This window comes from Streptomyces sp. BK208, assembly GCF_004364245.1.
Lineage (GTDB): Bacteria > Actinomycetota > Actinomycetes > Streptomycetales > Streptomycetaceae > Streptomyces.
On record NZ_SOAV01000003.1, the window covers coordinates 41,280 to 67,443 of the forward strand.

The window sequence follows — 26,164 nt, forward strand, 5'->3', positions numbered from 1 at the left end:
AGGGGGTCGCCGCCCGGCCGGCCGGGCGGCGACCCCCGGCGTTTCACTCACCGCCTTGGGCGGCGATGACCTCGTCGCCGACGCGGATGCCGGTGGGCACTCACCGCTGCAGGGATCGGCATGGACGGTGGGACACGGAAGGCATGACGTCCGGAACGGCACACGGCACACGGCACACCCGGTCGGATGGGTTTCCGACATCCTTCCCCCATGGCTGGACGGCGGGCGTGTCGAGGGGGCTTAGGGTGAGCGGACGGCTCGACGGATGTGCCCTAGGCGGGTGGTGGCGGGATGCAGTGGCAGAGGTTCGCTCAACAGATGGCTGTACTGGCCCGGGATCTGCTGGAGAAGGAGACGGTCCAGGAGACGCTGGACGCGATCTCGGCTGCCGCGGTGGATCTGGTCGAGGGCTGTGACGCGGCCGGGATCCTGGCGGTCCGCAAGGGCAAGGCGATCACCCTGTCCTCGTGCGGGGACATGGTGGAAACCTCCGACCGTATCCAGGGCGAGCTGGGCGAGGGCCCGTGTTACGACCTGGCCCGCCACAAGGACGGCGAGCGCACCTACCGGATCGAGGACATGACCCGGCCCCGGCCGGACTGGCCGGCCTACGCCAAGGCCGCCCGCGAGCTGGGTATCGGCAGCATGACCGGCATCCTCCTCTACACCGACGACGAAGACTTCGGCGCCCTCAACCTCTACGCCCGCCGCCCCGGCACCTTCACCGAGGACATCGAGACCGCCGGCTGGATGCTCGCCTCCCACGCAGCCGTCGCCCTGGCCAGCGCCCGCACCATCGACCAGCTCGAAAACGCCATGGAGACCCGCCACGCCATCGGCGAAGCCATGGGCATCCTCATGGAACGCCACCGCATGAGCGAAGACGACGCCTTCAACGTGCTGCGCCGCCTCTCCCAGCACCACAACATCAAGCTGCGCGACGTGGCGCAGACGTTCCGCGCCGAGCACGACCGCCGCTGACCGGAAAGGTGCACGCCGGGCGGCGGCCGTGCCGGGGCGGCGTCTGCGCGCCGTGCCGGGTGAGGGTGCGGTTGCGGTTGCGGTTGCCGACCTCTATCCCGAGGTTCCGTCGGGTGTTCGGTCCACCTGGACCCGCTCGGGGCGCGGAGAGGTGCGGCGCTGGTGGAGGGTCAGCTCCGCCGTGATCTGCTTGCCCTCGTCGGTGCGCTGGACGGTGAGGCGCCTGCTGAGGGCCCTGACGATCTCCAGGCCGTGACCTCCTGGGCGGCGCGGATCGACCGGCCGGGGCTGGGGCATGGCGGAAGAGGTGTCCCGGACGGTGATCCGCACCGTGCGGCCGTGGTCGGCCACCTGGAGGTCCAGGCGGCCCGGTCCGGGGGCGTGCCGTGCGGCGTTTGTGACCAGTTCGCTGACCACGAGCCGGACGTCGTCGGCAATACGGGGCGGTACCGGCCCCTGGTGGGTGTGCCGCAGGGCGGACAGCAGTGCGTCGGCTTCGGCCCGTGCCCGGGCGGCCGGGGGCGGAGAGCCGCTCCAGGCCAGGTGCCGACGCAGAGGGTTGTCCGGTCCCTGCCCCTCCGCCTGCTTCATAAGCGGTTGAGACATGAAGATCGTCACTCTCGGTCGTAGCGTTTTGTGCGCTTGGTTCCCTCTTGAGGGGACGGGCAGCGACTACCCGCCCCGGTGCGTGTTATGGATACCGGTCCAAACGGGCACCCGCGGAGCAGCGGTCGCACCGCACCGGTTCGGGAGAGGGCGACCCGGATCAAGTGCGGGGTCGGAGCCTGTCGTCGAGCACGGAACCGACGTCGGGGCAGTGCTTGCGGATGGTGTCGAGGAAGGCGCACAGCACCGGGGAGTGGTCACGGGCCGCGAAGGACAGGACGAGATCGGGCAGGGGGGTGTGCGGGGTCACTTCGCAGAACAGCACGCCCGGACGCGGAACCGCCCTCATGCGGGACGGTCCCAGGCCGACGCCCACACCCGAGGCGGCGAGGCCGATGATCGTGTGCACGTCCCTCGCGACGGTCGCGCCGCCGAGAGCCGCCGAGTCGGTGCCCAGCAGGGTGCGCAGTCCACCGACGACGGCGGGCTCGTCCTCGCCGGCCGACACGATCAGCCGCTGTCGCCGCAACTGATCGGCATCTACCGACTGTTGCCCCGCGTAGGGGTGCGTCGTACTCACCACAGCGATCACGTGGTCGCGTCCGACCGGGACGGACACGAGATGCTCGGCTCCGGCGCCCCCTGGCGCGCCGAGGGTGAGGGCCACGTCCAACTCCCCGGCGACCAGGGCCGGGCCACTGCGGCTGGTCGCCATTTCGTGCAGTTCCAGTCTCACGTCGGGCCGTTCACGGCCGAACCTGCTCAGGACACCGGGCAGCGGGTCGAGCAGCGCCGAGGCGATGAAACCGAGGCGCAGACGTCCCGTCTCGCCGCGCGCGGCCCGGCCCGCGTCGACCGTGGCCGCCGCGATCTCGTCGAGCGCCCGGCGCGCCCGTGCGAGGAACGCTTCGCCCGCGGCGGTCGGGAACACCCCCTGCGGTGTGCGGTCGAACAGCCGGGTCCCGACCTCGCGCTCCAGGTCGGCGATCTGCTTGGACAACGGGGGCTGTGCGATACCCAGCGCGCCGGCTGCCCGGCCGAAGTGCCGGTGCTCGGCGAGAGCCACCGCGTACCGCAGGTGTCGCGCTTCCATGCCCCGCCCTGGCTCCCGTCGGGTGACTGGCTATACCTCAAAGATATCGGTGTGCCACTTGCCGGATCTATCCATGGATGAAGCTGAGACTCCTGTCTGGAATGGAGGCATGAGGAACGCATTTCCGACCGGCACCGTCTTTGTCTTCGTGCACGATGCCTGGCACGGCTCCGGACAGTGGGCGGCGACACAGCGCGCGCTGGCCGCGCTGGGCGCCGCGAGCGTGGCCGTGGACCTGCCGGGGCACGGCTTCGACGCACCCCTGCCCACCGGGTACCTGCTGCCCGGCCAGCCGGGCCTGCTGACCGAGCGGTCGCAGCTCGCCGCCCTGACGATGGACGACTGCGCCGAGGCGGTACTGAGCGTCCTGCACCAGGTGCGTCACCATCGCACTGTCGTGCTCGTCGCGCACAGCGCGGGCGGCGGGCCCGCGTCCCTGGCCGCGGAGCGGGCACCCGAGCTCGTGGACCGGATCGTCTACCTGTCCGCTTTCGTGCCGGGCGGACGTCCGCGGTTCTTCGACTATCTGGGCTCACCCGAGAACGCCACCGCGCTGGGCCAGAACCTGAACCTCGGCGACCCCGGGGCCCTGGGCGCCGTACGCATCAATCCCCTCTCACCGGATCCCGTCTACCTCCGCGAACTGCGGGAGACCCACTACCACGACACCCCTCCGGACCGCTTCGACCGGTGGCGGTCCGCGCTCAGCCCTGACCTGCCCCTGGCGATCCCGACGGCTCCGATCACCCTGACCGCGGCACGGTGGGGACGGATTCCCCGAACGTTCCTGCGCTGCTCCGAGGACCGGGCGCTCGCACCGGCCGCACAGGACCTGATGATCGCGGAAGCCGACCGGGGCTTCCCCGGCCATCCGTTCACCGTGCGCACCCTGCCCGGCGGCCACAGCCCGTTCGCCGCCCGCCCGGGCGAGCTCGCCGCGGCCCTCGCCTCGTCCGGGCCGGGTCCACGGCAATTCGGCACGAGCTGACCACTGCTGTGCGCCGCGAGACGTGAGCCCTGGTTCGCGGGGGCCGGCCGTGGAGCCTGCGGAGTGCGGTGCGGTGTCGGGCGCGCGGGGTTCACACGGGGTCGCCTCCTTCGCTCCGTTCACGCCGTCGCACACCCTTGTCCGCCGGACGGTACCGCAGCAACCTGGTCCGAAGAGGTCCGGCGCGGTATCGCGCCCCGTCCCCTTGCCCGAGGCACGCGACCGCCGCGCCCCTGCACGACGTTCACCCGCTCGGAGAGGAACCCCCCATGTCTCATCGCTTACGCGTGCGGAGCCTGCCCCGGACGGCGACGGTGCTGACCGCGCTCTGCCTGCTGTTCGGCACCCTGCTGGCGGCGTCTCCGGTACACGCCTCCGTCCGGCAGGCCGATGGTCTGCTGGACCTCACCTGCACTCCCCCCAGCAGCGCGGTCGCCAGTTACAGTCCGCCGCTGAGCAACACGCCGCAGACCTCCCGTTCCACGGTCTCCTACCAACTGGGGCCCTGTGTGTCGCTGTCGCGGCCGGACGTCACGTCCGGGACGTCCGTCGTCGTCAATCCGCCGCGGCAACGCAGCTGCCTCGACCTGCTGGCCGGCGGCAGCATGACGCTGGTCGTCACCTGGAACACCGGCGAGACCAGCACCGTGTCCGCGAACTTCAACACCACCGTGGTGGGCGCGCTGTTGCAGGTGGTCATCACCGGCACCGTCACGTCGGGGCTGTTCCAGGGCGACGCCGTGGTGCTGAACCAGACCGGCCCCGCCACCCAGGTTCTGCAATGCACCCTGGGCCTGGGCACGGTCTCCAGCATCTACAGCACCGTGCTCCTGGAGATCACTTCGCTGTGACGCCGCGCTCGCCACGCGCCACCCGGGCCGGGTCCGCGGGACACGCCGGTCCGGGTCCGCGTTCCCGTCCCCTGGGGGGCGGCCCGTCCGGTCGCGCCGCTCCTGCTCTGCCCCAGCCGCGTGACCGCTGCCCGGTGCCGTCGCACGGACGGCGGAACCTCCGCGCGGCGGGCCGCCCGGTCCCGCAGGATCCTCGAAACGCCGAGGGTGAGGTCCTGCGGGCTTCCCGGACCGACGACGACCAGCCCTCGGCCAGACGCGTGAGGACCCTCGCATGACCGACTTCACCGCCCCCTGTGACGTTCCGGCCACCGACCGGGACGCCGTCCTGCGCATCCTGCGGACGACCCGCTCCGTACGCCGCCGCCTCGACACCGACCGTCCCGTCGACCTCCGTCTCGTGCACGCGGCACTCGAAGTGGCCCTGCAGGCTCCCAACGGCTCGAACGAGCAGCCCTGGCACTGGATCGTCGTGACCGACCCACGCCGCCGTACCGCGCTGGCCCGCTGCTACCGCGAGGCCGCCCGGCCCTATCTCGCGGCTATGACACAGCGGGTGGAGGACGGCACCGTCGGCCGCGGCGTACTGAACGCGTCCCTGCGGCTGACCGAAATACTCGACCGGGTACCGGTGATGATCGTGCCCTGCCTCACGTCCACGCCCGCCGACCACGTCGGTCTCTTCCGCCGGCTCGGTTACCCGCCGTCCGCCGAACACGCCGCCCTCTCCGTCTACTACGGGTCCGTCTGGCCCGCCGTCTGGAGCCTCATGCTCGCCCTCCGGGCCCACTCCCTGGCGAGCGCGGTCACCGCCCTGCACCTCACCCGGCCGGACGATGCCAATGGGATCCTCGACCTGCCGGAAGGCGTCACCCAGGCCGCCCTGCTCGCCGTCGCACACCCCACCGGGGAATCGTTCCGCCCCGCTCCCCGCCGCGCCCTCGACACCGTCCTCCACCACGACACCTGGTGATCCCGGCACAGGAAAGGACCACGGGATGGTCGACCAGCAGAACCAGCGCCCGCCTCAGACTCCACTGAACGTCGGTGTGGACGGACCGCTCGCCGCCGCCCGCCGCACCGTCCTTCGGGAGATCGAGGCACTGCTCACCCGTGCCCGCGAGGACCAGGCACAAGAACTCATGCAGGCGGTGTACGAGGCCCCGAGGATCATGGTGCTGGGGGCGGGCCGCTCCAAACTCGCCGTCGACGCCTTCGCCATGCGCCTGATGCATCTCGGGCTGACCGCCCACGTCGCCACCGACGTCACCTGCCCGGCCGTCACCGAGGGCGATCTGCTGGTGGCGTGCAGCGGGTCGGGGCACACCCCCACGGTGGTGCAGCGCGCCGAAGCGGCCAAGGAGGCCGGTGCCCGGATAGCCGTCGTGACCGCCGACCTCGAGTCGCCGCTGGCCGGACTGGCGGACCTTCACGTCCATCTCGCCGAGTACAGCGAGGACTTCGAACCCGACGCCTCCACGCAGTTCGTGGGCACCCTGTTCGAGCAAGGGGCGCTGGTCTTCTTCGACTGCCTGATCCTCGCCCTCCAGCGCACACACCACGTCGACCCGGCCGAGATGTACGCCCGGCACACCAACCTCGAGTGAGGACCGCCCGCAGCCGGCCCCCGCACCGGACATCCGATCCCGAAACGCAGGAAGGCGGCCCGCGATGTCGCGACGTTCCGCGCCCATCAGCCTCACCAGTACCAAGGCCCGGCTCGGCCTGACCCGTACGCGGGACTGGATCGAGAGCCTGCTGCTGCCGAACGCCGAGCGCCTGACCGATGTCTCCTTCTTCGCCTGCCTGCCCCATCCCCTGCTGCTTCCGGCCGGGCAGTGGCTGCTCGGCAGCGGCGTCGGCGTCGGCGCCCAGGACGTGGCGGCGGACACCGAGGAAGTGACGGGCGCGGTGAGCGCCTCCCTGCTGGCCGAGGTCGGCTGCTCCCACGTCATGGTCGGGCACGCCGAACGACGCGGCGCCTTCGGCGAGACCGACCGACTCGTCGCCCGCAAGGCCGCCGCCGCGAGCGGGGCCGGTCTCACCCCGGTGGTGTGCGTCGGTGAGACCGAACAGCTCCCCGCATCCGACGCGGCGGAACTGGCCTCCGCCCAGGCACGCTCGGTCGTGGCCGCCGTCCCGCAGGACCGGCCCCTGCTCTTCCTGTACGAGCCGGGGTGGGCCATCGGCGGCGACGAGGCCGCCGACCCGGTGCACGCCGGCCACGTACTGCGCGCGCTGCGGGACGCCACCGCGGGGCACCGCGTCCGCTTCGTCTACGGAGGGGCGGTCGTGCCCGGCGTCTACACCCGTCTGCGCGCCGAAGCGGACTGGGACGGCGTGGCCCTGGGCCGCGTCGCCCAGGACCCGCTGCTCCTGACCGAGGCCCTGGACGAACTGGCCGGCCCCGGGTGAGACTCCGTGAACACCGCGACGCCGGGTCCTCCGGTCGTGGGCCGGTTCGGCGATGCGTTCGGGTGTGCCCAGCGGGTCGTCGGCGCCCGGCGGCGAGGATGCCGGGGAAGGGCGGCCGCGCGCGTTCCTTCCCGTTCGCGGATGCCGACGTGCTACGCGTCCCGGGGTGCGGCGAGCAGAAGCATGACGTCGTCGATGGGCTGTTGCATGTCGACGGACCGGTCGGTGAGCCACTGGAGCTGGATACCGTCGGCGAGCGCGACGAGGATCGCGGCGAGCCGTTCGGGGGGCAGATCCGAGCGCACCGCGCCTTCGTCCATGCGACGCCGCAGGAAGTCGGTCACATGGGGGCGGATCTCGGCGTAGCGCTCTGCGAACAGGCCGTGCGCGGGGTGGGTGGGGTCGCCGGCGGCGGCGGCCATCGAGACGAACAGTTCCACCAGGCCGGGTGTGTCCGCGCCTTCCTGGATGATGGAGCGGTAGGTCTCCGCACCTTTGAACTCGGCGTGCCGGGCGCGGGCCGAGGCGTCCCGGGCGCGGAGGACCTGCGTGAGGAGGTCCTCCTTGGAGTTGAAGTAGTGCATCAGCCCGGGCAGGCTCAGATTGCAGCGGGCCGCCACCTTGCGCAGGGAGGTGCCGCGGTAGCCCTCCTGCGCGAAGACCTCCAGGGCTACCTGGAGGATCTCTTCCCGCTTTGCCTCGCCCTTTTCGTACGGGCCACGTCGCGCCATGGCGGTCAGACTAGCGTGCGAACGAGTGGGTTCCCGTCCGCTGCGGTCGGGCCGGCGGGCAGGTAACCCTCGCGTGCCAGGGCGCCGAGCCAGTGGGCCGACGGCTTGGGGGTGCGGGCGAAGGTGTGCGGGTCGACGGCGATGAGGCCGAAGGTGGGCCGGTAGCTGCCCCACTCGTAGTTGTCCAGGGCGCTCCAGTGCAGGTAGCCGCGGACGTCGGCGCCGTCCCGCATCGCGGCGGCCAGGCCGGCCAGGGCCTGTTCGGTGTAGTCGATGCGGCGTCGGTCGTCGCCGGTGGCGATGCCGTTCTCGGTGACCAGGATGGGCACGTGCTCCCCGACGACCCGGCGGGTGTGCCGGACGGCCTCGCCGAGGGCCTCGGGGTAGTACTCCCAGCCGGTCAGGGTGGTCTCGGCTCCGTCCGGCACGGGCAGGGGGCCGTCCGCTCCGAGGCGGTGCCGGGTGTACGCCTGCACGCCGATCCAGTCGTCGTCGCGGGCGGCGTGCAGGAAGACGTCCTCGCGGGGCAGGCGGTGGGCGGCGACCGCGTCCTCGGCTCCGGGTTCGGGCTGGTAGACCTGGTTGGCGACGGTCCAGCCGACCAGGTAGCGGGAGTTGGCCTCCCTGAGGGCGCCGGCCGCGGCGCGGTGGGCTCCGACGAGGGCGTGTGTGACCTGCTCGTCGGGCACGACGGCGGCGGGGTCGAAGGCGACTGCGCCCGTACCGCCACCGGCGCGGGACGCCTGGCGGCGCATGGCGTGGACGAGGGCCAGCATGTTGGGTTCGTTGATCGTGGCGACGTAGCGCACCTCGTCACCGAGGATCTCGGCCGCGGCTCGCGCGTAGGCGGTGAAACGCTCCGCGGCGTCCTCGGCGAGCCAGCCGCCGCGCTCGCTGAACCAGCGGGGCGAGGTGAAGTGATGCAGTGTGACCACCGGTTCGAGGCCGCGTTCTCGCGCACCGAGGACCATGGCCCGGTAGTGGGCGATCGCGGCGCGGGACAGGCGGCCCTCCTCCGGTTCGACGCGGGCCCACTCGACGCTGAACCGGTAGGCCCCGAAGCCGAGTTCCCTGAGCAGATCCATGTCCTCGGGCCAGCGATGGAAGCTGTCGGCCGCGTCTCCACTGCGCTCGGGCAGCACGCTGCCCGGCGTGTTCTCCAGGGCCCACAGATCGCTGGAGATGTTGTTGCCCTCGGTCTGGTGCGCGGAGGTGGAGGCCCCCATCAGGAAGCCGTCCGCCAGGGGGTACCGGGCGGCAGATCGCACTGCCATGGCTGGGACTCCATTTCCTGCGGGTCGACGACCGTGGACCACACCCGCAAAAAGCGTTCACTGATCGGTTTTCGTGTTAGCGTACAGGTGTTTCCAGGGCCGGATGAAGAGACTTCGTGGGGGAGTCGCCGCGCCGGCCCCGGAGGCCCGTCGCCCAGGAGTCCCGTGCCGAACCTGACCCCGGCGCCCGGGCTCCTGGGCGCCCGGCCGACGCGGAGGTACGCGATGCATGCCGTCTTCCCTGCTCCAGCCGACCACGTCGTCCACGGCGGGCCCTCGGACCTGCCGGCCGCCGGACCGTGGAGGCTGTCCTCGGCCGATCCGGCTCTGGCCGAGGTCGAACGCACCGTCCGTGCCCTGCTCGAACCGCATCTGGGCAGACGGCTCCTGCCCGTCGGCAGTGCTTCGCCGGGTGCGGAGATCCGTCTGGAACTGGACGCGTCCGTGCCGGCTGGCCGGCGTACGCGCGGTGTGGCTCCCGACGGCGGGCCCGGCCCGGCAGACGAGGTGTACGCCGTGAGCGTGCGGGAGGAGAGGGTCCTGTGCCGGGGCCGGACACCCGCGGGTGTCTTCCGCGCGGCGACCACGGCTCTGCAGCTGATCGGCCTGGCGGAGCCGGACGAGACCCTGGCGCCGCAGGAGTTCACCGACGCTCCGCACTACGCGTGGCGTGGCCTGCTCCTCGATACGGCGCGCCGCTTCATTCCCGTCCCGGAGATGCACCGGCTGATCGACCTCGCCGCCCTGTACAAGATCAACGTGCTGCATCTGCACCTGACGGACAACGAGGGCTGGCGGATCGAGATCCCCTCGCTGCCCGCGCTGACCGCGGGTTCGGCCGACGGCGGTCTCTACACGGTGGACGAGTACCGCGCGCTGCAGGAGTACGCCGCCTCGCGGCACATCGTCGTGGTCCCCGAGATCGATCTGCCGGGTCACTGCGCCGCGCTGCGGGCCGCGCTGCCCGGCCTGCCTCCCGCGCCGGCCCCACCGGGTCTCGCCGGCCGCTTCCCGTACACGCCCCCGCTCGATCTGGCCGATCCCGGTACGCGCGAGCTGGTGCGCACGATCCTCGCCGACGTGTGCGCCCTGACGGACGGCCCCTTCGTGCACATCGGCGGCGACGAGGCGCTCGGCATCACCGAGCAGGGATTCGCCACCGCCCTGAACGAGGTGCGCACGATGGTGCGGGAGCTGGGCAAGCGCCCCGTGGCCTGGCAGGAGTCCTCGCGCGCCGGCATCGGACCGCAGGACATCGCCCAGTTCTGGGTGGACCCCGGGATGATGGACCTGCCCGGCACCGAGGAGGAGCTGGCCCGGCGTCCCGACCTGGTGGGAGCCGGCTTCACCGGTGAGTTCGTGGCCGCCCTGAAGCGCTTCTTCGCGCCCTCCGCCGAGGACGCGCGGCGTGTGCTGGACGGCGGCGGGATGCTGCTGCTGTCCCCGCAGTCCCATCTCTATCTCGACCGGCGGTACGCGCAGGAGGTCGCTCCGCCCGAGCGGGCCGAACAGGCCGCCGGTCTTGGTTTTCCCAGTTACCGGCCGCGCAGTGTGGAGTACATCGCCGGATGGGACCCGCGGTCGCACGCCCTGCCCGAGGAGCGGATCGCGGGCGTGGAGGCGACGCTGTTCAGTGAGAACCTGCGGGACTTCGAGGAGCTGACCACCCTGCTGCTGCCGCGCCTGGCGTCGGTGGCCTCGACCGCCTGGAGCGGCGGCCCGCAGCCGTGGCGGGAACACCGTCGGGCCCTGGGGCGGCACAGCAGGTTGTGGCGGGACCGCGGTCTGGCGTTCTTCCCGGCCACGGACGTCGACTGGTCGTAGAGAGGAACGGGGCCTCGGACCGGACATCCGGTCCGAGGCCCGCGCACCCCCGTCCACGCGTGTGTCCACGCGGTCACCGGCCGGTTCAGGAACGGGCGGGAGCGTAGTTGTAGACCGACGGGACGGCCATGCCCGACTGCGGCTGGGCCTTGACGTCGGGGCCGGTGACGAGCTGGTACCGCATGCGGTAGAAGGGCACGAACCAGCCCTCGTCGACCAGGTGCTCGTTGAGGGCGCGTGCGGCGTCGGCGGCCTGGGCCTCACTGCCGCCCCGGATCCTCGGCAGCAGGCTCTTCACGGTCTTGTCGCTGGTGGCGAACATGTTGAAGGTGCCGGGGACGACGAGGTCCTGGGTGGTCACCCAGTCGATCGGGGACTGGCCGATGTTCATGACCATCGCCGAGTAGGCGCGCTCGCGGTAGATCTTCTGCACGGCGCTCGCACCGTCCAGCGCCTCCCAGTCGACCTTGACCCCGATCGCCTTGAGGTCGGAGGTCAGTGAGGTGGCGAGTGCGTCGTTGACGATGGCGGTCACGCGCGGCAGCTTCAGCGTGAAGCCGTCCGGGTAGCCGCCCTGGGCTAGCAGCTTCCTCGCCTTCGCGGGGTCGTGGGCGTAGGCGGAGTCGAGGCTCTTGTCGTACGCCTTGGTCTCGGGGCCGAAGACCTGGTCGGTGAGTTCGCCGCGGCCCTGGCGCAGCTGCTCGAGCATGGTCTTGCGGTCGATGGCCAGGTTGAGGGCCTGTCGCACCTCGGGTTCGGCGAGTGCGGGCGTGTGCACGCCGCCGCGGTCGAAGAGCAGCAGGGCCTGGAAGTCGAAGGTGTAGTCCGCCTTCTTGAGGCGCGTGTCGGAGGCGACGGCGCTCTGCTGGCCGGCGTCCTGCAGCACGGCACTGTCGATCTGCCCGGTCTTCAGGCCGTTGACGACGGCCGTCTCGTTGTCGAAGACACTGATGGTCAGGGACTTGAAGGGCGGCTTGTCGCCCCAGTAGCCGTCCTTGCGCTCGTAGACGTACTTGTTGCCGATGGCGGTCTTGGCCGGGTCCAGGCGGTAGGGACCGGTCCCGACCGGCTTGGTCGTGAGGGATCCGTCGGCGAGCTTGGCCGGGCTCGCCATCAGGCCGGCCGCGTCGCTGAGCGAGAACAGCAGCGCCGGGTCGGGTGCGGACAGCACCAGGGTCAGGTGCGTGGCGTCTTCGACGTCGACGTTCTTCAGAGCGGCGAGCGTCTTGGCCGCACCGCCACCGCCCTTCTGGAAGTGCTCCAGGTTCGCCTTGACGGCCTTCGCATCGAAGGCGGCGCCGTCACTGAACTTCACACCCTCGCGCAGGGTGAGGTCGAGACGGGTGCGGGTGGTGTCGTAGCTCCACCTCGTCGCGAGCATCGGCGTGAAGGCGCCCTCCGGGGTCCGCTTGACCAGGGTGTCGTAGACCGCCTGGAAATAGGGAAGGGCGCTGCCGATGGCGTCCTTGGGGTCCAGGCTCTGGGCGGCGGTGAGCGTCGCGATGTCGAGCGCGGCAGGTGTCGCGGTCGTGGCTCCGGCGCCTCCCCCGCCACAGCCCGCGAGAACCAATGACGCGGCAACCGCGGTGGCCGCGGCAGCACCGGTGCGTGCCGAAATCCTCATGTCGTCACTCCGTCGGGAGGGGCCGGGAACACGTCACCGGCGGCAGATGTGGCCCGAAGGCACGTGGAAACAGGACCCTTTGACGCGGAGTCCCCCACCAACAAAAACCGTAAGCTGATCGGTTTTCGGAGTCAATGGCTGAACCGGGCACGGCCGGGCCGTGATGAGCCGGGGTGCGGCCTCGTCCCCGCACCGCCACCCCACCGGCCGGTCAGGGGGAGGGCGTGCGGGCGGCGCGCTCGCACAGGTCGTCCAGTTGCGCGAGCGGTACGGGGCTCTGCGGGAACTCGGCGATGACCTCCAGCGGCATGCCGGCCAGGAAGCGGCGCAGCACCGGATCGGTCAGAGCCCCCGTCGCCCCGTCCGTCTGCCGGCCGCGGCCCCGGGCGAACGCCTCCAGCAGCAGGGGGCCGCCGACGGGGTGGGCCAGCCATTCGCCGAGCGTGCTGCGTCCGGTCAGGCGGGCGGCGGAGACGTCGCCGTCCACGGTCAGGGGCACCGAACAGCGGATGTCGCGGGACGAGGCGCCCGCTGCCACGGTGTAGACGCCGCCTTCGACGAACCAGCTCGCCTCACGCTCGCTGTAGCAGGCGAGGTCGTCGCGGTCGAACGTGACGGTCACCTCTTGGGACCGGCCGGGCTCCAGGTCGACCTGCGCGAAGCCACGCAGTTCGTACGGCGGGCGGGCCACATGGGAGTCGTCCGGTCCGCCCACGTAGATCTGCACCGTCTCGCGGCCGCTGCGGCGGCCGGTGTTGGTGACGGTCAGGCGCACCTCGATCACGCCCTCCGGCGTCCGGGCCACCGCGAGGTCACCGTAGGCGAAGGTGGTGTAGGTCAGACCGTGGCCGAAGGGGAACGCGACGTCGTTGCCGCGGCGGTCGTGGCCGCGGTAGCCGACGAACACGCCCTCGCCGTAGCGCACATGGCCTGCCTCGCCGGGAAAGGACAGATGACAGGGCGCGTCCTCCAGGCGGAGCGGGATGGTCTCGGCGAGCCGCCCCGAGGGGGCGGCGTGGCCGTACAGGACCCGGGCGAGCGCGGTGCCGCCGCCCTGGCCGAGGAGCCAGCCCTCCACCAGGGCGGGAACGCGCTCGTGCCAGGGGGCCGTGCGCACCACGCCTCCGTTGGACAGGACGACCGCGGTGCGCGGGTTGGCTTCGGTGACCCGCTCCAGCAGGGTGAGCTGTGCGGCGGGCAGGTCGAGGTGGTCCCGGTCGAAGCCCTCGGACTCGTCCTGTGCGGGCAGCCCTAGGAAGAGCACCACGGTGTCGCTCGCGGCCGCCGACCGTACCGCCTGTTCGAGCAGTTCCTCGTCCGGTGTCCCGTCGAGCCGGTAGCCGGGGGCGTACTCCACGGCGGCGCCGGCCGTCTTCCGCAAGGCGTCCAGCGGTGTGTCCAGCCGGGTGGGGGTGACCTGGGAGCTCCCGGCTCCCTGGCAGCGCGGGGTGCGGGCGAGTTCCCCGATCACCGCGAGGGAGCCGGCGCCCGGGTCGAGGGGCAGCAGGTCCTGCTCGTTCTTGAGCAGGACGATGCACTGCTCGGCCGCCCGGCGGGCGAGGGCGTGGTGCTCCTCGTGGTCGACCGGACCCGACCCCGCGGGCACGCCGGTGGCGGCACGGTGGGCGAACAGGGCCAGCCGCTCGACGGCCGCGTCCAGATCCTCCACGGCGAGTTCACCGCTCTCCACGGCCCGGACGACTTCGGCATCGGTGCGGCCACGGGTGGACGGCATCTGGAGATCCAGGCCCGCGGACAGGGCGGCGACGCGGTCGCGGACCGCGCCCCAGTCGGACATGACGATGCCGTCGAAGCCCCATTCGCGGCGCAGGATGTCGGTGAGCAGGCGCCGGTTCTCGCTGAGCGGGGTGCCGTTGAGGGCGTTGTAGGCGGACATGACCGACCACGGACGCTCCCGGCGGACGATCCGTTCGAAGGCCCGCAGGTAGATCTCCCGCAGCGGCCGCTCGTCGATGTCGGCGCTCACCCGCATCCGGTCGGTCTCCTGGTTGTTGGCCGCGAAGTGCTTCAGCGCGGCACCGACGCCGGAGCGCTGCAGGCCTCGGACCATGGCTCCGCCGAGTTCGGCGGTGAGCAGCGGGTCCTCGGAGAAGTACTCGAAGTTGCGGCCGCACAGCGGGGATCGCTTGATGTTGATCCCGGGGCCCAGCACCACGTGGACGCCGTTGTCGCGGGCTTCCGCGGCGATGGCCGCCGCGACCTCTTCGGCCAGCGCCGCGTTCCAGCTGCTGCCCAGCGCCACGGCCGGCGGGAAGCAGGTGGCCGGGACCGCGCTGCGCAGGTCGAGCTGGCCTCCGTCGCCGGCTTCCCCGGGCAGGCGCAGTCCGTGCGGTCCGTCCGACATGGAGACGGCGGGCACCGGGCCGACCGCCTCGGTGACGAAGTCGCCGGCGCCGCTGGTCAGCGACGCCTTCTCGGTGAGCGTCAGCGCGTCGGCCGTCGGGTGGGAGGGGGAGGTGTGCTGGGTCATGGCGGGGCCCCGGTCGTCTGGTCGAGCGGCACCTTGCCACCCGGTAAAAACCATATATTGATCGGTTTTTGAAGTCGAGACACCCGTCTCGTCCACCGACGGCCTCCCGCCCGGGCCCGCACGGCCGTGTCCGAACCGTTGACGCCGGAAACCGATCGTCTTACGGTTTTCGCGCTCGGCCGGTTCCTCGGGCGGGACTGGCGCTCCGGGCTTCAACTCACGAAGAGAGGTACAGCGATGACGCTGCGCCCTGCCTTGCTCCACTCCCTCGGTGCGGGCCCCTTCCGCCGCGGCCGCACGCTCCTGGTCGCGTGCTGTGCCGGTCTCGCCCTGTCCGCCGCCGCGCCCGCCAGCGCGGGAGCGAACACCGGTCCCTACGCCGCACTCGGGGACTCGTTCAGCTCCGGTCTGGGTATTCCCACCCAGACGGACACCGCCTGCGGGCGCTCGGACCACAACTACCCGGCCCTGCTGGCCGCGGCCATCGGCACGGCGTCCGTCACGGACGTGACCTGCGCCGGGGCCGCCACGCAGCACATCACCGGAGCGCAGGGCGACATCGCCCCGCAGATCGACGCGGTGCGTGCGGACACGGCCGTGGTCACCCTCGGCATCGGCGGCAACGATCTCGACCTGGCCGGCACGATCAAGCGGTGCGTGCTGCTGGCCTACCTCAGCCCCAACGGTGCGCCGTGCAAGACCAGTTACTCGCTGGGGGGAACCGACGAGATCGGCTCGCGCATCAACGCGACCGCACCGAAGGTCGCCGCCGACCTGCAGGCGATCCGCGCCAAGGCGCCACACGCGAGGATCCTCCTGGTCGGATACCCCTCCCTGGTCCCTGACGACGGGTCCGCCTGCCGCAGCACCGTCCCGCTGGCCACCGGCGACTTTCCCTGGCTGCGGGACAAGACCCGGCAGCTCAACGGTGTGCTGGCCCAACAGGCCACCGCCAACGGCGCCACGTTCGTGGACACGTACACCCCGTCGGTGGGCCACGACGCCTGCAAGCCAGCGGAGGTGCGCTGGATCGAGCCCACCGACACCGCGGCCGCAGCCGGTTTCCATCCCAACGCCGCCGCTCACCGGAGTACCGCTGCCAAGATCGCCGGGCTGCTGGGCGGTTAGTCCCCGCCACCGCGACCTTCCCGGGCGGTTCCGGCCGGCCTCAGGCCGAAGCCGCCCAGGAAGTCCCACACCCGCTGCTCCATGGGCGCCGCGTCCGGCTCCAGCAGCCACTGGATCTGCATGCCGTCCATCATGGCCAGCAACTGCTGGGCCACGGTGCGCGGATCGGCCGGCTGCTGCGGCGGCGACTGCGCGAAGAGCTCGGCCAGCAGGTCGGCGATCTGCTCACGCAGCAGCCGGTAGCGGCGGACGAAATAGTCACGGGCCGGGTGATCCGGGTCGGAGGCCTCGGCCGACAACTTCGCGTACAGGGCGACCAGGCCGCGGGTACGGGAGTTGCGGTCGACGAAGCCGACCAGCCGCCGCAGCCGCTCCTGAGGGGACGCCGCGTCGGCCGGACCGGCCGCGTCCCCGTCGAGCAGCCCAGGAAACAGGTGGCCGGCGTCCTGCCGGTCGCGGCACCACAGCACCTCCAGGAGCAGTTGCTCCTTCCCGGGGAAGTGGTGCAGCAGCCCGGCATGGGTCATGCCGGCGTGGGCGGCGATCTCGCGCAGGGAGACCGGGTGGTAGCCGGAGCGGGCGAACAGTTCGGTCGCCGCGTCAAGGATCCGCGCCCGGGTGCGCTCGCCCTTCGTGCGGGGTTCCTGGCTCACGGGAGCGGTCTCCTTGGGTGCCGGACGGACCTTGGTGCGCTGGAATCTACCAGGCGGTAGAAAACAGCCGAGAAAACCTACCAACTGGTTGGTCACGGGGGTATGGTGACCGCCAGTCCCGCTCCTGCCCAGCCCGGGACCACCTCTTTCGTGCCGGCACCGGGCTCTCCCACGAGCCCGCGGCCAGTGCCGCTCACACCGGCCCCGACGGGCCGCCGGTCATGGAACCGAGACTCATGCTGACCTTCATCGCACGCAGAATCGGGGCTGGAGCAGTGCTCCTCCTCGTCATCTCCCTGCTGACCCATCTCCTGCTGTCGATCCCCGACACCGACATCGGCCGCCAGATCCTGGGCCCCGGCGCCCCACAGGCCGACGTCGACGCCCGCAACAGCGCCCTCGGACTCGACCAGCCCGTCCTCACCCAGTACTGGCAGTGGCTCACGCACGCGGTGCGCGGCGACTTCGGCACGTCCTGGTTCTCCAGCGAGGACGTCTCGCTGGCCGTCGGCAACCGACTGCCCGTCACCCTCAGCCTGATGCTCGGGGTCACCCTGGTGACCGCGCTGGTCTCCTTCCTCCTGGGCGTGTGGGCGGGCGTGCGCCGCGGCGTCGTCGACCGGATCGTGCAGATCCTGGGCGTGGCCGGCTACGCACTGCCGGGCTTCCTCGTCACGCTGGTCCTGGTCCTGGTCTTCGCCGTCCGGTTGGGCTGGTTCCCCGCCATCGGCTACACCCCGTTCACCGAGTCGCCCACCGGCTGGCTGTCCACCGTGACCCTGCCCATCGCCTCGCTGTCGGTGGCCTCCGTCGCCGGTGTCTCCCAGCAGGTGCGCGGCGCGGTCATCGACGTACTGCGTCAGGACTACGTGCGCACCCTGCGCGCCCGCGGCCTCTCCTCCCGGCGCATCGTCCTCAAACACGTCCTGCGCAACGCCGCCGCGCCCGGCCTGTCCGTCCTGGGCATGCAGTTCGTCGGACTCCTCGGCGGCGCCGTCCTGGTCGAACAGATCTTCGGTCTGCCCGGACTGGGCAGCATGACCGTCACCTACACCACCCGCGGCGACATCCCCGTGATCATGGCCCTGGTCATGCTCACCGTCGTCGGCGTCGTCCTGGTCAACCTCGCCGTCGACGTCCTGATCGGCTGGCTCAACCCGAAGGCGCGGACCGCATGAGCGACACCCCGATCCCCACCGTGCCCGACGCGGCGCCGGCCCCGCCGCCCCGGAACACACTGGGCCGCCTGATACGCAACCCGCTCGCGGCCCTCTCGCTGCTGATCCTCGCCGTGCTGATCGTCGCTTCGCTGTGCGCCCCGCTGCTGGCACCGCACGGTCCCGCCGACGCGAGCCTCGCCGACGCCTTCGCCCACCCGGGCGGAAGCCATCCGCTCGGCGCCGACTCCGCAGGCCGCGACATCCTCTCCCGCCTCATGTACGGCGGCCGCAACACCCTCGGCGGCGCGGTCATCGCCCTCGGCCTCGCCCTGCTCCTCGGCGTGCCCGCCGGTCTGTACGCCGGCTATCGCGGCGGCTGGTTCGACGCCGCCGCCGGCTGGACCGTCGACCTGATCATGGCCCTGCCCGCGATGGTCGTCCTGCTCGCGTCCCGCGCGATCCTCGGCCCCGACGTGTGGGTCCTCATGGTCGTCCTCGGTGTGCTGGCCGCACCGAGCTTCTACCGGCTCGTGCGCGGCATCGTCGCGGACGTCCGCGGCGAACTGTACGTCGACGCCGCCCGCGTCTCCGGCCTGTCCGACCCGCGCATCGTCGCCCGGCACGTACTCGTCGTCGTGCGCGGACCCATCATCATCCAGACCGCCCTGGTCGCCGGCGTGGCCATCGCGTTGCAGGCGGGGCTCGAGTTCCTCGGCATCGGCAGCGGACTCACCGCCACCTGGGGCTCCATGCTGAACGAGGCGTTCCAGAACATCCAGCGCGCACCTCTGCTCATGCTGTGGCCCGGTCTCGCCCTCGGCCTGACCAACGCGGCGCTCGTCCTGCTGGCCGCCGCCTTGCGCGACACGCTCGAAGAGCGTTCACCGCACCGGCGCCGTCCCCGCCGCTCCCCGGGCGCCACCACGACCGCGGTGCCCACGGACCACACCGGCAGCGGCAGCGACAGCGACAGCGACAGCGACAGCGACGAGGAACGGGCGGACCTCCTGTCCGTACGCGGGCTGAGAGTGACCTACACGCTGGCGGACGGCTCCGACCGGGAAGTCGTCCACGGCGTCGACCTCGACGTACGGCCGGGCGAAATCGTCGGTCTCGTCGGCGAGTCGGGCTCCGGGAAGACCCAGACCGCCTTCTCGATCCTGGGGCTCCTCCCCGAAGGCGGCCGCCTCAGCGCCGGCAGCATCCACCTCGCGGGCCAGGAGGTGGCCGGCCTGCCCGAACGCGCCCACCGCACCCTGCGCGGCACCACGGTCGCCTACGTCCCTCAGGAACCGATGAGCAACCTGGACCCCGCGTTCACCGTGGGAAGCCAGCTCACCGAACCCATGCGCCGGATCCTCGGCCTGTCCCGCAAGCAGGCCGCCGACCGCGCCGTCGAGCTGCTGCGCCAGGTCGGGATCCCCTCTCCCGAAGACGTGCTGCGGCGCTACCCGCACGAGATCTCCGGTGGCATGGCCCAGCGCGTCCTCATCGCCGGGGCCATCTCCTGCGATCCGCGGCTCCTGGTCGCCGACGAACCCACCACCGCCCTCGACGTCCGCGTCCAGGCCGAGATCCTCGACCTGCTGCGCCGTCTGCGCGACGAGCGCGGACTCGGTGTCCTGCTCGTCACCCACAACCTCGGCGTCGTCGCCGACCTGTGCGACCGCGTCGCGGTGATGAACCAGGGCCGCCTCGTCGAAACCGGCACGACCCGTCAGGTGCTGCACCACTCCCAGGACCCCTGCACCCGGGGTCTCCTCGCCGCCGTCCTCGACTCGGCCCCGCCCCGGGAGCCCTGGCGGCCCCGCCCCACAAGGAGCGTCCACACATGACCACCGACCTCGATCCTCTGCTCACCGTGGAGCGACTGCGGGTGTCCTTCCCCGGCAAGGGGTGGCGCGCCCCGCGCACCGAAGTGCTCAAGGGCGTCGACCTGCACATCCGCGCCGGCGAAACCCTCGGTCTGGTCGGCGAGTCCGGCTCCGGCAAGACCACCATCGGCCGCGCCGTCCTGGGGCTGGTCCCGGTCGACTCCGGCGGCATCACCTTCGACGGCCGGCCCATCGAGCACGCCGGCCGCGCCGAGCGCCGTGCCCTCAGCCGTGAGATCCAGGTCGTCTTCCAGGACCCCTACTCCTCCCTGAACCCCTCCCGCACCGTCGGCGACACCCTGTGCGAACCCCTCCTGGCCCAGGGCATGAAGGGCAGCCGCGCGCGCGACCGCGTCGTCGGCCTCCTCGATCAGGTACGCCTGCCCAAGGACACCGCCGCCCGCCTGCCGCGCGAGTTCTCCGGCGGACAGCGGCAACGCGTCGCCATAGCCCGGGCCCTCGCCCTCGGCCCCCGCCTCGTCGTCTGCGACGAACCCGTCTCCGCCCTCGACCTGACGACCCAGGCCACCGTCCTCGACCTGCTCCTCGACATCCAGCAACAGACCGGTGTGTCCTACCTCTTCGTCTCCCACGACCTGTCCGTCGTCCGCCGTATGAGCCACCGGGTCGCCGTCATCCACCACGGTGACATCGTGGAGACGGGAGACGCGGCCACCGTCACCACCCGGCCCCGGCACCCATACACCAAGACCCTGCTCCTCTCCGCGCCCGTCGCCGACGTCGACGAACAACGCCGGCGGCGCGAGCAGCGCACCTCGCTCACCCGCGTCGCGGCGGGCTGATCGTGTACAGGTCGAGGATGTCCGGAATGGGTACGACGCCCGGCCCACCGGCGTGCACCCAGCCGGCGATGTCCTCGGTGGCGTCCGGGTCGTTGACCAGGCCCAGCCAGACGGGCCGGGCGCCGGCGGCCCGGCCCTCGGACGAGGGCTGGACGACGATGACGTTGGCCTGCTCGCAGACGTCCAGGCAGCCGGAGACCCGCACCGGCACCTGAGCGCGCAGGCGTGCCGTCTGAGCCGCGTGGTCGACGCCGGTCACCTTGGGGGTGCCGCAGCAGCAGTCGCGGCAGACGGTGACGCGGCACGGCACGGAGCCGGCCGCCGTCTCGGTCCGGGCGTCGTCGGTGGTGGGTCCGGTCGGCGTTGCGGGCATGCGGTGCCGTCCCTCTCTCCGGGGAGATCCGCCCCGGTGGTCCGTCGAGGAGGCGACCGCGTGAGTCTCCTGGCTCTCGGGTCGATGCCCGCCCCGGCCTTCCCACCCGCTGCCGGGCAGTGGCCTGTCGGGACGCGCTCGCCGATCACAGTGGCGGGACCGCGCCGGATTCGCACCGGCTTCCTCGTCCGCCGTCGCCCTGTCGCCGCCATCCTCCCATCCGGGCAGGCCGTGCCGCGTACCCGGTTCCGGCCGTCGCCCCGGCTCCCGGGGTGGCGGCGCCCGCGCGGGGGGGGCAGGTTCAGCCAGGCTCAACCTGCCCTTGCGGATGGGGCGTTGTTCGCGGCTCAGGATGCCGGCGTGGGGACCTCCCCGTTCCGCCGTCCTTCGAAGGAGATCCTGTCCGGTATGCGCTGGAGCGTGCTGCTCGCCGCCGCCGACTGCCGGCGACCGCGAGTGTCACGCTGACCCTGCGCCGCGCGGGAGACTCCGGTCGCGCGCCGCCCCCGTCAGGCCCGGCGCCGGGGCAGTCGTACCACCTGCACGAAGAAGTCGTCGATCTGGCGGACGGCGGCGATGAACTGGTCCAGGTCGACGGGCTTGGTGACGTAGGCGTTCGCGTGCAGCCGGTAGCTGCGCAGGATGTCCTCCTCGGCGGACGAGGTGGTGAGCACGACCACGGGGATGTCGCTCAGGCCGTCGTCGGACTTGATCTGCTCCAGCACCTGGCGCCCGTCGTACTTGGGCAGGTTGAGGTCGAGCAGGATGAGATCGGGACGCGGGGCCTCGCTGTGCCGGCCGCGCCGGTAGAGGAAGTCGAGGGCCTCCTCGCCGTCCCGCACGACGTGCAGGGTGTTGCCGATCTTGTTGTCCTCGAACGCCTCGCGGGTCATCAGTTCGTCGCCCGGGTCGTCCTCCACGAGGAGTACGTCGATGGGGGTCGCGTCGTAGGTCGTCATGCCAGGGTCTTTTCCTCGGTGTGGGAGCCGGCGCCGTCGGCGGTGTCGCCGCCGGAGGGCAGGGTGAAACAGATGCGGGTGCCAACGGTGTGACCGGTGTCGATCCCGATGTGACCGCCGTGGTGTTCGACGATCTTCTTGCACAGGGCCAGTCCGATGCCGGTGCCCCCGTAGGCGTCCCGGCCGTGCAGCCGCTGGAAGATGACGAAGACCTTCTCCGCGAACTCCTCGGGGATGCCGATGCCGTTGTCGGTGACGCACAGCCGCCAGGTGCCGGGGCTGTCCGCGTCCTCCTCGCAGGTGATCCGGACCTCCGGGGTGCGGTCGGGGTGACGGAACTTGACGGCGTTGCCGACCAGGTTCTGCCAGACCATGCCCAGCAGCAGCGGGTCGCCGACGACCCGGGGGAGCCGCTCGGGGCGTTCGATGAGCGCGCCGGTCTCCGTGATCGCGGTGTCCAGGTTGGCCAGGGCCTTGGTGAGGACCTGGTCGAGGTCGACTTCCACCCGGGCGTCGTTGAGGCGTCCGACCCGGGAGAAGGTGAGCAGGTCGTTGATGAGGACCTGCATGCGCTTGGCGCCGTCGACGGCGAAGTCGATGTACTGCCGGCCCCGGTCGTCGAGCTTGTCGCTGTACCGCTTCTCCAGCAGCTGGCAGAAGGAGGCCACCTTGCGCAGCGGCTCCTGCAGGTCGTGCGAGGCGACGTACGCGAACTGCTCCAGTTCGGCGTTGGAACGGCGCAGTTCCACCGCCTGCGCGTCCAGGTCCTCGGTCTGCCGGGTGAGGACGTCCTGCTGGCGGCGGGATGCCTCGAGTTCGGCGACGATCCGCTGCCGCATGCCCTCGACGGCTCCCGCCACCGCCGCGAGGTCGGCGGGGCCCTCGCCGGTGATCACGTGGTCGAAGTCACCGCCGCTCACCCGGCGGGAGGAATCGCTGAGGGCCTGGAGCGGGCGGGCCACCAGCACCCGGATCAGGAGGGCGAGGACCACCCCGGCCAGGAGGAACGCCGCCACCATGGCGCCGAGGATCAGGTTGCGGTCGGTGCGGGCCTGGGCCAGGTCCTCCTTGCCGTCGGCCACGGCCGCGGAGAGGTCGGCGTTCTGGGTCGCCCAGACGCTGCGGATCCGGTCGAAGACCTTCTTCCCCTGCTCCGCGGTGGCCCGGACCGAGCCACGGGGCTCGCCGGAGGTCACGCCGGCCACCAGCGGTTCGGCGTAGGTGCGACGCCAGTCGGCCGCCTGGCGCTCCACCGCCTCCAGGTCCGCGAGCAGCCGCGGCTGGTCCCCGATCAGCTCACGCAGCCGCGCGGCGGCACGCGCCTCGTCCTCCTTGCCCTGCGTGTAGGGGGCGAGGAACTGCCGGTCGGCGGCGATGGCGTAGCCCCGCGCACCGGTCTCCTGGTTGACCAGCGCGGCCTGGAGCCGGTACGTCTCGGTCTGCGCCGGCTGGAGGCGCTCGGCCAGCCGGTCGGTGACGTCCGACGTCTGCTCCAGCACCTGGGCGCCCACGACACTGCCACCGATGACCATGAGCATCACCAGTCCCAGGACGACCTGGAACCAGCCCTGCACCGTCAGCCGCCGCCCCGTGGACCGGCCGCCCGTCTTCTCACTCACCCTGTTCTCCGACACCGTTCTCGTTCGCCCGTCTCATTTCCAGCTCAGGTGCAGCACGGCCACGTCGTCGGCGAGACCGCCCTGGCTCTCCGCGAGCGACTCGGTCCGCTCGATCAGCTCGTCGACGAAGGCGTCCGGGGGCAGCGCGGCCACCTCCCGCGCTATCCGCAGCAGTCCCTCCTCGCCCAGCCGTTCCCTGCCGCGGCCGACGTGGCCCTCGAAGAGCCCGTCGGTGAACAGCACCAGGGCCGCGTCCGCCGGTATCTCCAGCTCCCGCACCGGCCAGCGCGCCAGGTCGGGCACGACGCCGAGCGCGGGGCCGCCGTCGACCTCCACCCATTCCACGCGGCCGCCGGTGCGCAGCAGCAGTCCGGGGTGGCCGGCGCGGATCATCCGCACGTGCGGTTCCCCCGGTTCCCGGGTGAGGCTCGTGAGCGTGGCGAAGACCTGCGGGCCGCCGCGCTCGGCCACCAGGATCTCCTCCAGCCTGGCTATCTGCTCGGTGCCGGTGACGCCGCTGAGCACCAGGGTTCGCCAGGCGATGCGCAGGGCGACTCCGAGGGCCGCCTCGTCGGGCCCGTGTCCGGAGACGTCGCCGATGAGCGCGTGCACGGCGCCGTCGGTGCTCTGCACGATGTCGTAGAGGTCGCCGCCGAGCAGGGCGTGGGCACGGCCGGGCCGGTAACGCGTCACGACCTCCACCGCGCCGTCGTTCACCAGGGGGCGGGGCAGCAGGCCGCGCTCGAGCCGCGCGTTCTCCTGGGCCTGCATCTGGCTCGCCTGCAGGGCCACGGCTGCCTGCTCGGCCTGCTTGCGCTGGATCGCGTAGCGCACCGCCCGCCCGAAGAGCTCGGGCTCGACGCGCCCCTTGACCAGGTAGTCCTGGGCTCCGGCGGCCACCGCCGCCAGCCCGGTCTCCTCCTCCGCGAGGCCGGTGAGCACGACCACGGCGACCTGCTCGGCGTGCGCCCGGATTCCGGACACGGCCTCCAGGCCCTGCGTGTCGGGCAGGTTCAGGTCCAGCAGGACGCAGTCCGGCATCTCGGCCGCGAGCGCCTCGCGCGCCTCGGCCATCGAGCGGACCCAGCGCAGGCCCATCGTCAGTGTGCTGTCGGCGACGAGCTCCTCGACCAGCAGGGCGTCGCCCGGATCGTCCTCCACCAGGAGCACGGAGGGTTCCCACCACTGCGAGGGTGCTCCCGGGTCGTCACTCCCGATGGGCGCGGGCGCTCTCATGGCCCATGACTGTGACACCGACACAATGCTCCCGTCCGTCTCCCCGTCCGTACGTCACAGAGGCTCCTGCTGCCGAAGAGCACCTGCGGAGAGCTTACCTGGCTCATTCGTCCATATGTTCCCGTCGGGTCACAACGGGCCCGCCGGGTCACGCAGTCCGTTCGGGGACGGCCGGGAGGATCTTCTCGGTGATGTCGAGGAGGGCGGCGTCGTCCGGGAGGGCGCCGGTCTCGCTCCACACGGTGATCTCGTAGTAGCCGCCGCGGTCCTTCGCGCCGAGGGCCACGGACAGGGTTCTGGCCAGGGGACCCTGTTCGACGGGTCCGCCGGATCCGCCGCCGCCGAGATCGATCTCGAGCCGCATGGTGTGGTCCGAGAAGATGACCGCGGACCGGCCGAGGACCTCGAGCTTCTTGACGTCCGTCTCCTCTCCGAACTCCATCAGTTTCACGTACTGGGCGATCGAGAGGTCGTTGTAGGTGGCCGAGACGTTGACGGTGTAGGTGTCGAACTCGACCTCCGCTTCCGGCCGGGCGACCTTGCCGTCGGTCAGGGGAGCGGTGTCGCTGGAGGCGGACGCCCAGCTCGCGGTCTCCGCCGGCGTGCCGAGGAGGCGGGGCAGGTCGGTCCTGTTGAGCGCCTTGCACAGGTCGTCGCCGGTCACCGCCCGTGGCGTCTTCGTGTACGCGCTCGGCAGCGGCTCGTCCTCTCCGGTGGGACAGGAGGCGGCGGCCTGCGGGGTGCCGTGGGCGTCGGAGGGCATCAGTTCCGGGCCCAGCCACAGCGCGGCCGCGAGCGCCGCGAACACGGCGATCGCGGCGGCCGCCTGGCCCCAGGCGTTGGGCTCCTTCTCCTGGACTGCCGGGGCGGGAGGCTGCTGCGCCGGGACCTGAGGCTGGGGCTGCGGCAGCGGCCGGCCGTCGGCGTCGGCGTCGGGCGCCGTCGAGTCGGCGGGGGCGGCCGGGGCGGGGTGGCGTCGTGCGCGCAGGGCCTGGATCACCGTGTGGACGCGCACGGCGGTGAACAACAGGAAGGCCGCACCGATGGCGGCCGGGACCCACTCGCCGTCGTCGAGGGCCAGATACATGAGGCGTACGCCGAACACCGAGCCGACGACGACGAGGAGGGGTTCGCGAATCCAGAAGGGCAGGAGACGCACGATGAGACCGAGCATTCGGTGATCTCACCAGGGCACGTTCGCCGCGGCCGTGATGGAGGCCACAATTCCGGCCCGGTACCCAACCGTGATCGAACGGGGCCGGCGCCCGCCTCCGCCCGGGGCCCGTCGTACGACCGGTGAAGGGCTCCGGATGCGGCATCCTGCGCACCGCGCAGAAGGCGTGGGCGGAGACCGCCGGGGCGCAGTGGCCGGACGGGGCGAGGTGCCGGACGGCCGACAGGCCCGCGGTCTCGGCAGGCCGGTGACGCCGCCGCAGCGGGTCACGCCGGCCCGGAGGCAGTCGACGACCGGACCGCCGGGG

General features: G+C 71.9%; 23 protein-coding genes and 1 riboswitch. Of the genes, 11 read left to right on the plus strand and 12 right to left on the minus strand.

Going from position 1 to position 26,164, the window contains the following annotated elements:
* The first annotated feature begins 291 nt into the window (after positions 1-291).
* Positions 292-981: a GAF and ANTAR domain-containing protein gene (locus tag EV562_RS08575; RefSeq protein ID WP_133886108.1), complete on the plus strand. Its 690-nt coding sequence runs from the start codon at positions 292-294 to the stop codon at positions 979-981.
* Between the two features lie 93 nt (positions 982-1,074).
* Here EV562_RS08575 and EV562_RS08580 read toward each other — a convergent pair whose 3' ends face one another.
* Together EV562_RS08580 and EV562_RS08585 are read right to left on the minus strand one after the other, a co-directional pair.
* Positions 1,075-1,587, minus strand: a complete 513-nt coding sequence (locus EV562_RS08580; RefSeq protein ID WP_133886109.1) for an ATP-binding protein — start codon at positions 1,585-1,587, stop codon at positions 1,075-1,077.
* 160 nt (positions 1,588-1,747) lie between these two features.
* Positions 1,748-2,680 (minus strand): LysR family transcriptional regulator, encoded by a 933-nt coding sequence (locus EV562_RS08585; protein ID WP_133886110.1) that lies wholly within the window; start codon positions 2,678-2,680, stop codon positions 1,748-1,750.
* A 109-nt stretch (positions 2,681-2,789) separates the two neighbouring features.
* On the opposite strand from EV562_RS08585, the gene EV562_RS08590 reads away from it, so the two are divergent.
* The 5 genes from EV562_RS08590 (at position 2,790) to EV562_RS08610 (ending at position 6,934) form a co-directional block, all read left to right on the plus strand.
* Positions 2,790-3,668, plus strand: a complete 879-nt coding sequence (locus tag EV562_RS08590; protein WP_133886111.1) for an alpha/beta fold hydrolase — start codon at positions 2,790-2,792, stop codon at positions 3,666-3,668.
* A 269-nt stretch (positions 3,669-3,937) separates the two neighbouring features.
* The gene (locus EV562_RS08595; protein ID WP_133886112.1) at positions 3,938-4,519 is read left to right on the plus strand and encodes a hypothetical protein; all 582 of its coding nucleotides are present in this window, start codon (positions 3,938-3,940) and stop codon (positions 4,517-4,519) included.
* 274 nt (positions 4,520-4,793) lie between these two features.
* Complete coding sequence (locus EV562_RS08600; protein ID WP_133886113.1) at positions 4,794-5,492, plus strand: nitroreductase family protein; 699 nt, start codon at positions 4,794-4,796, stop codon at positions 5,490-5,492.
* A 25-nt stretch (positions 5,493-5,517) separates the two neighbouring features.
* Positions 5,518-6,126, plus strand: a complete 609-nt coding sequence (gene hxlB, locus EV562_RS08605) for a 6-phospho-3-hexuloisomerase (RefSeq protein WP_133886114.1) — start codon at positions 5,518-5,520, stop codon at positions 6,124-6,126.
* Positions 6,127-6,190: 64 nt separating this feature from the next.
* On the plus strand, positions 6,191-6,934 hold the full coding sequence (locus EV562_RS08610; protein WP_133886115.1) for a triose-phosphate isomerase family protein: 744 nt from the start codon (positions 6,191-6,193) through the stop codon (positions 6,932-6,934).
* Positions 6,935-7,086: 152 nt separating this feature from the next.
* On the opposite strand, the gene EV562_RS08615 is transcribed toward EV562_RS08610, so the two are convergent.
* Positions 7,087-7,665, minus strand: coding sequence for a TetR/AcrR family transcriptional regulator (locus EV562_RS08615; protein ID WP_133886116.1), 579 nt, complete (start codon positions 7,663-7,665; stop codon positions 7,087-7,089).
* 5 nt (positions 7,666-7,670) lie between these two features.
* A complete protein-coding gene (locus tag EV562_RS08620; RefSeq protein ID WP_133886117.1) occupies positions 7,671-8,939 on the minus strand; it encodes a family 1 glycosylhydrolase in 1,269 nt (422 codons plus the stop codon).
* A gap of 165 nt (positions 8,940-9,104) precedes the next feature.
* Between EV562_RS08620 and EV562_RS08625 the strand changes: the two genes are divergently transcribed.
* Positions 9,105-10,763 (plus strand): family 20 glycosylhydrolase, encoded by a 1,659-nt coding sequence (locus tag EV562_RS08625; RefSeq protein ID WP_347877067.1) that lies wholly within the window; start codon positions 9,105-9,107, stop codon positions 10,761-10,763.
* An 85-nt stretch (positions 10,764-10,848) separates the two neighbouring features.
* Here the strand turns inward: EV562_RS08625 and EV562_RS08630 are convergent, their stop codons facing one another.
* A complete protein-coding gene (locus tag EV562_RS08630) occupies positions 10,849-12,387 on the minus strand; it encodes an ABC transporter substrate-binding protein (RefSeq protein ID WP_133886118.1) in 1,539 nt (512 codons plus the stop codon).
* Positions 12,388-12,598: 211 nt separating this feature from the next.
* Complete coding sequence (locus EV562_RS08635; protein ID WP_133886119.1) at positions 12,599-14,878, minus strand: glycoside hydrolase family 3 C-terminal domain-containing protein; 2,280 nt, start codon at positions 14,876-14,878, stop codon at positions 12,599-12,601.
* 237 nt (positions 14,879-15,115) lie between these two features.
* Here EV562_RS08635 and EV562_RS08640 point away from each other — a divergent pair, with 237 nt between their 5' ends.
* Positions 15,116-16,006 (plus strand): SGNH/GDSL hydrolase family protein, encoded by an 891-nt coding sequence (locus EV562_RS08640; RefSeq protein WP_133886120.1) that lies wholly within the window; start codon positions 15,116-15,118, stop codon positions 16,004-16,006.
* Here the strand turns inward: EV562_RS08640 and EV562_RS08645 are convergent.
* On the minus strand, positions 16,003-16,659 hold the full coding sequence (locus EV562_RS08645) for a TetR/AcrR family transcriptional regulator (RefSeq protein ID WP_133886121.1): 657 nt from the start codon (positions 16,657-16,659) through the stop codon (positions 16,003-16,005). The genes EV562_RS08640 and EV562_RS08645 overlap by 4 nt on opposite strands.
* Positions 16,660-16,895: 236 nt before the next feature.
* Here EV562_RS08645 and EV562_RS08650 point away from each other — a divergent pair, with 236 nt between their 5' ends.
* From EV562_RS08650 to EV562_RS08660, 3 genes are read left to right on the plus strand one after another with little or no spacing between them, the layout of a single operon-like run.
* Positions 16,896-17,837, plus strand: coding sequence for an ABC transporter permease (locus tag EV562_RS08650; protein ID WP_133886122.1), 942 nt, complete (start codon positions 16,896-16,898; stop codon positions 17,835-17,837).
* Positions 17,834-19,654 (plus strand): dipeptide/oligopeptide/nickel ABC transporter permease/ATP-binding protein, encoded by a 1,821-nt coding sequence (locus EV562_RS08655; protein ID WP_133886123.1) that lies wholly within the window; start codon positions 17,834-17,836, stop codon positions 19,652-19,654. The genes EV562_RS08650 and EV562_RS08655 overlap by 4 nt, the downstream gene beginning before the upstream one ends.
* Positions 19,651-20,496: an ATP-binding cassette domain-containing protein gene (locus EV562_RS08660; RefSeq protein ID WP_133886124.1), complete on the plus strand. Its 846-nt coding sequence runs from the start codon at positions 19,651-19,653 to the stop codon at positions 20,494-20,496. The genes EV562_RS08655 and EV562_RS08660 overlap by 4 nt, the downstream gene beginning before the upstream one ends.
* Here EV562_RS08660 and EV562_RS08665 read toward each other — a convergent pair.
* The 5 genes from EV562_RS08665 to EV562_RS35050 form a co-directional block, all read right to left on the minus strand.
* A complete protein-coding gene (locus EV562_RS08665) occupies positions 20,474-20,869 on the minus strand; it encodes a (2Fe-2S) ferredoxin domain-containing protein (RefSeq protein WP_243860006.1) in 396 nt (131 codons plus the stop codon). The genes EV562_RS08660 and EV562_RS08665 overlap by 23 nt on opposite strands.
* A gap of 62 nt (positions 20,870-20,931) precedes the next feature.
* A riboswitch (cobalamin riboswitch) is annotated at positions 20,932-21,057 on the minus strand.
* A gap of 321 nt (positions 21,058-21,378) precedes the next feature.
* On the minus strand, positions 21,379-21,828 hold the full coding sequence (locus EV562_RS08670) for a response regulator (RefSeq protein WP_133886125.1): 450 nt from the start codon (positions 21,826-21,828) through the stop codon (positions 21,379-21,381).
* A complete protein-coding gene (locus tag EV562_RS08675) occupies positions 21,825-23,366 on the minus strand; it encodes a sensor histidine kinase (RefSeq protein ID WP_133886526.1) in 1,542 nt (513 codons plus the stop codon). The genes EV562_RS08670 and EV562_RS08675 overlap by 4 nt, the downstream gene beginning before the upstream one ends.
* Before the next feature lie 114 nt (positions 23,367-23,480).
* Entirely contained in the window at positions 23,481-24,683 is a 1,203-nt protein-coding gene (locus tag EV562_RS08680; RefSeq protein ID WP_166661676.1) for a SpoIIE family protein phosphatase, read from the minus strand.
* A gap of 148 nt (positions 24,684-24,831) precedes the next feature.
* On the minus strand, positions 24,832-25,857 hold the full coding sequence (locus EV562_RS35050; RefSeq protein ID WP_166661677.1) for a DUF6215 domain-containing protein: 1,026 nt from the start codon (positions 25,855-25,857) through the stop codon (positions 24,832-24,834).
* Positions 25,858-26,164: the final 307 nt, after the last annotated feature.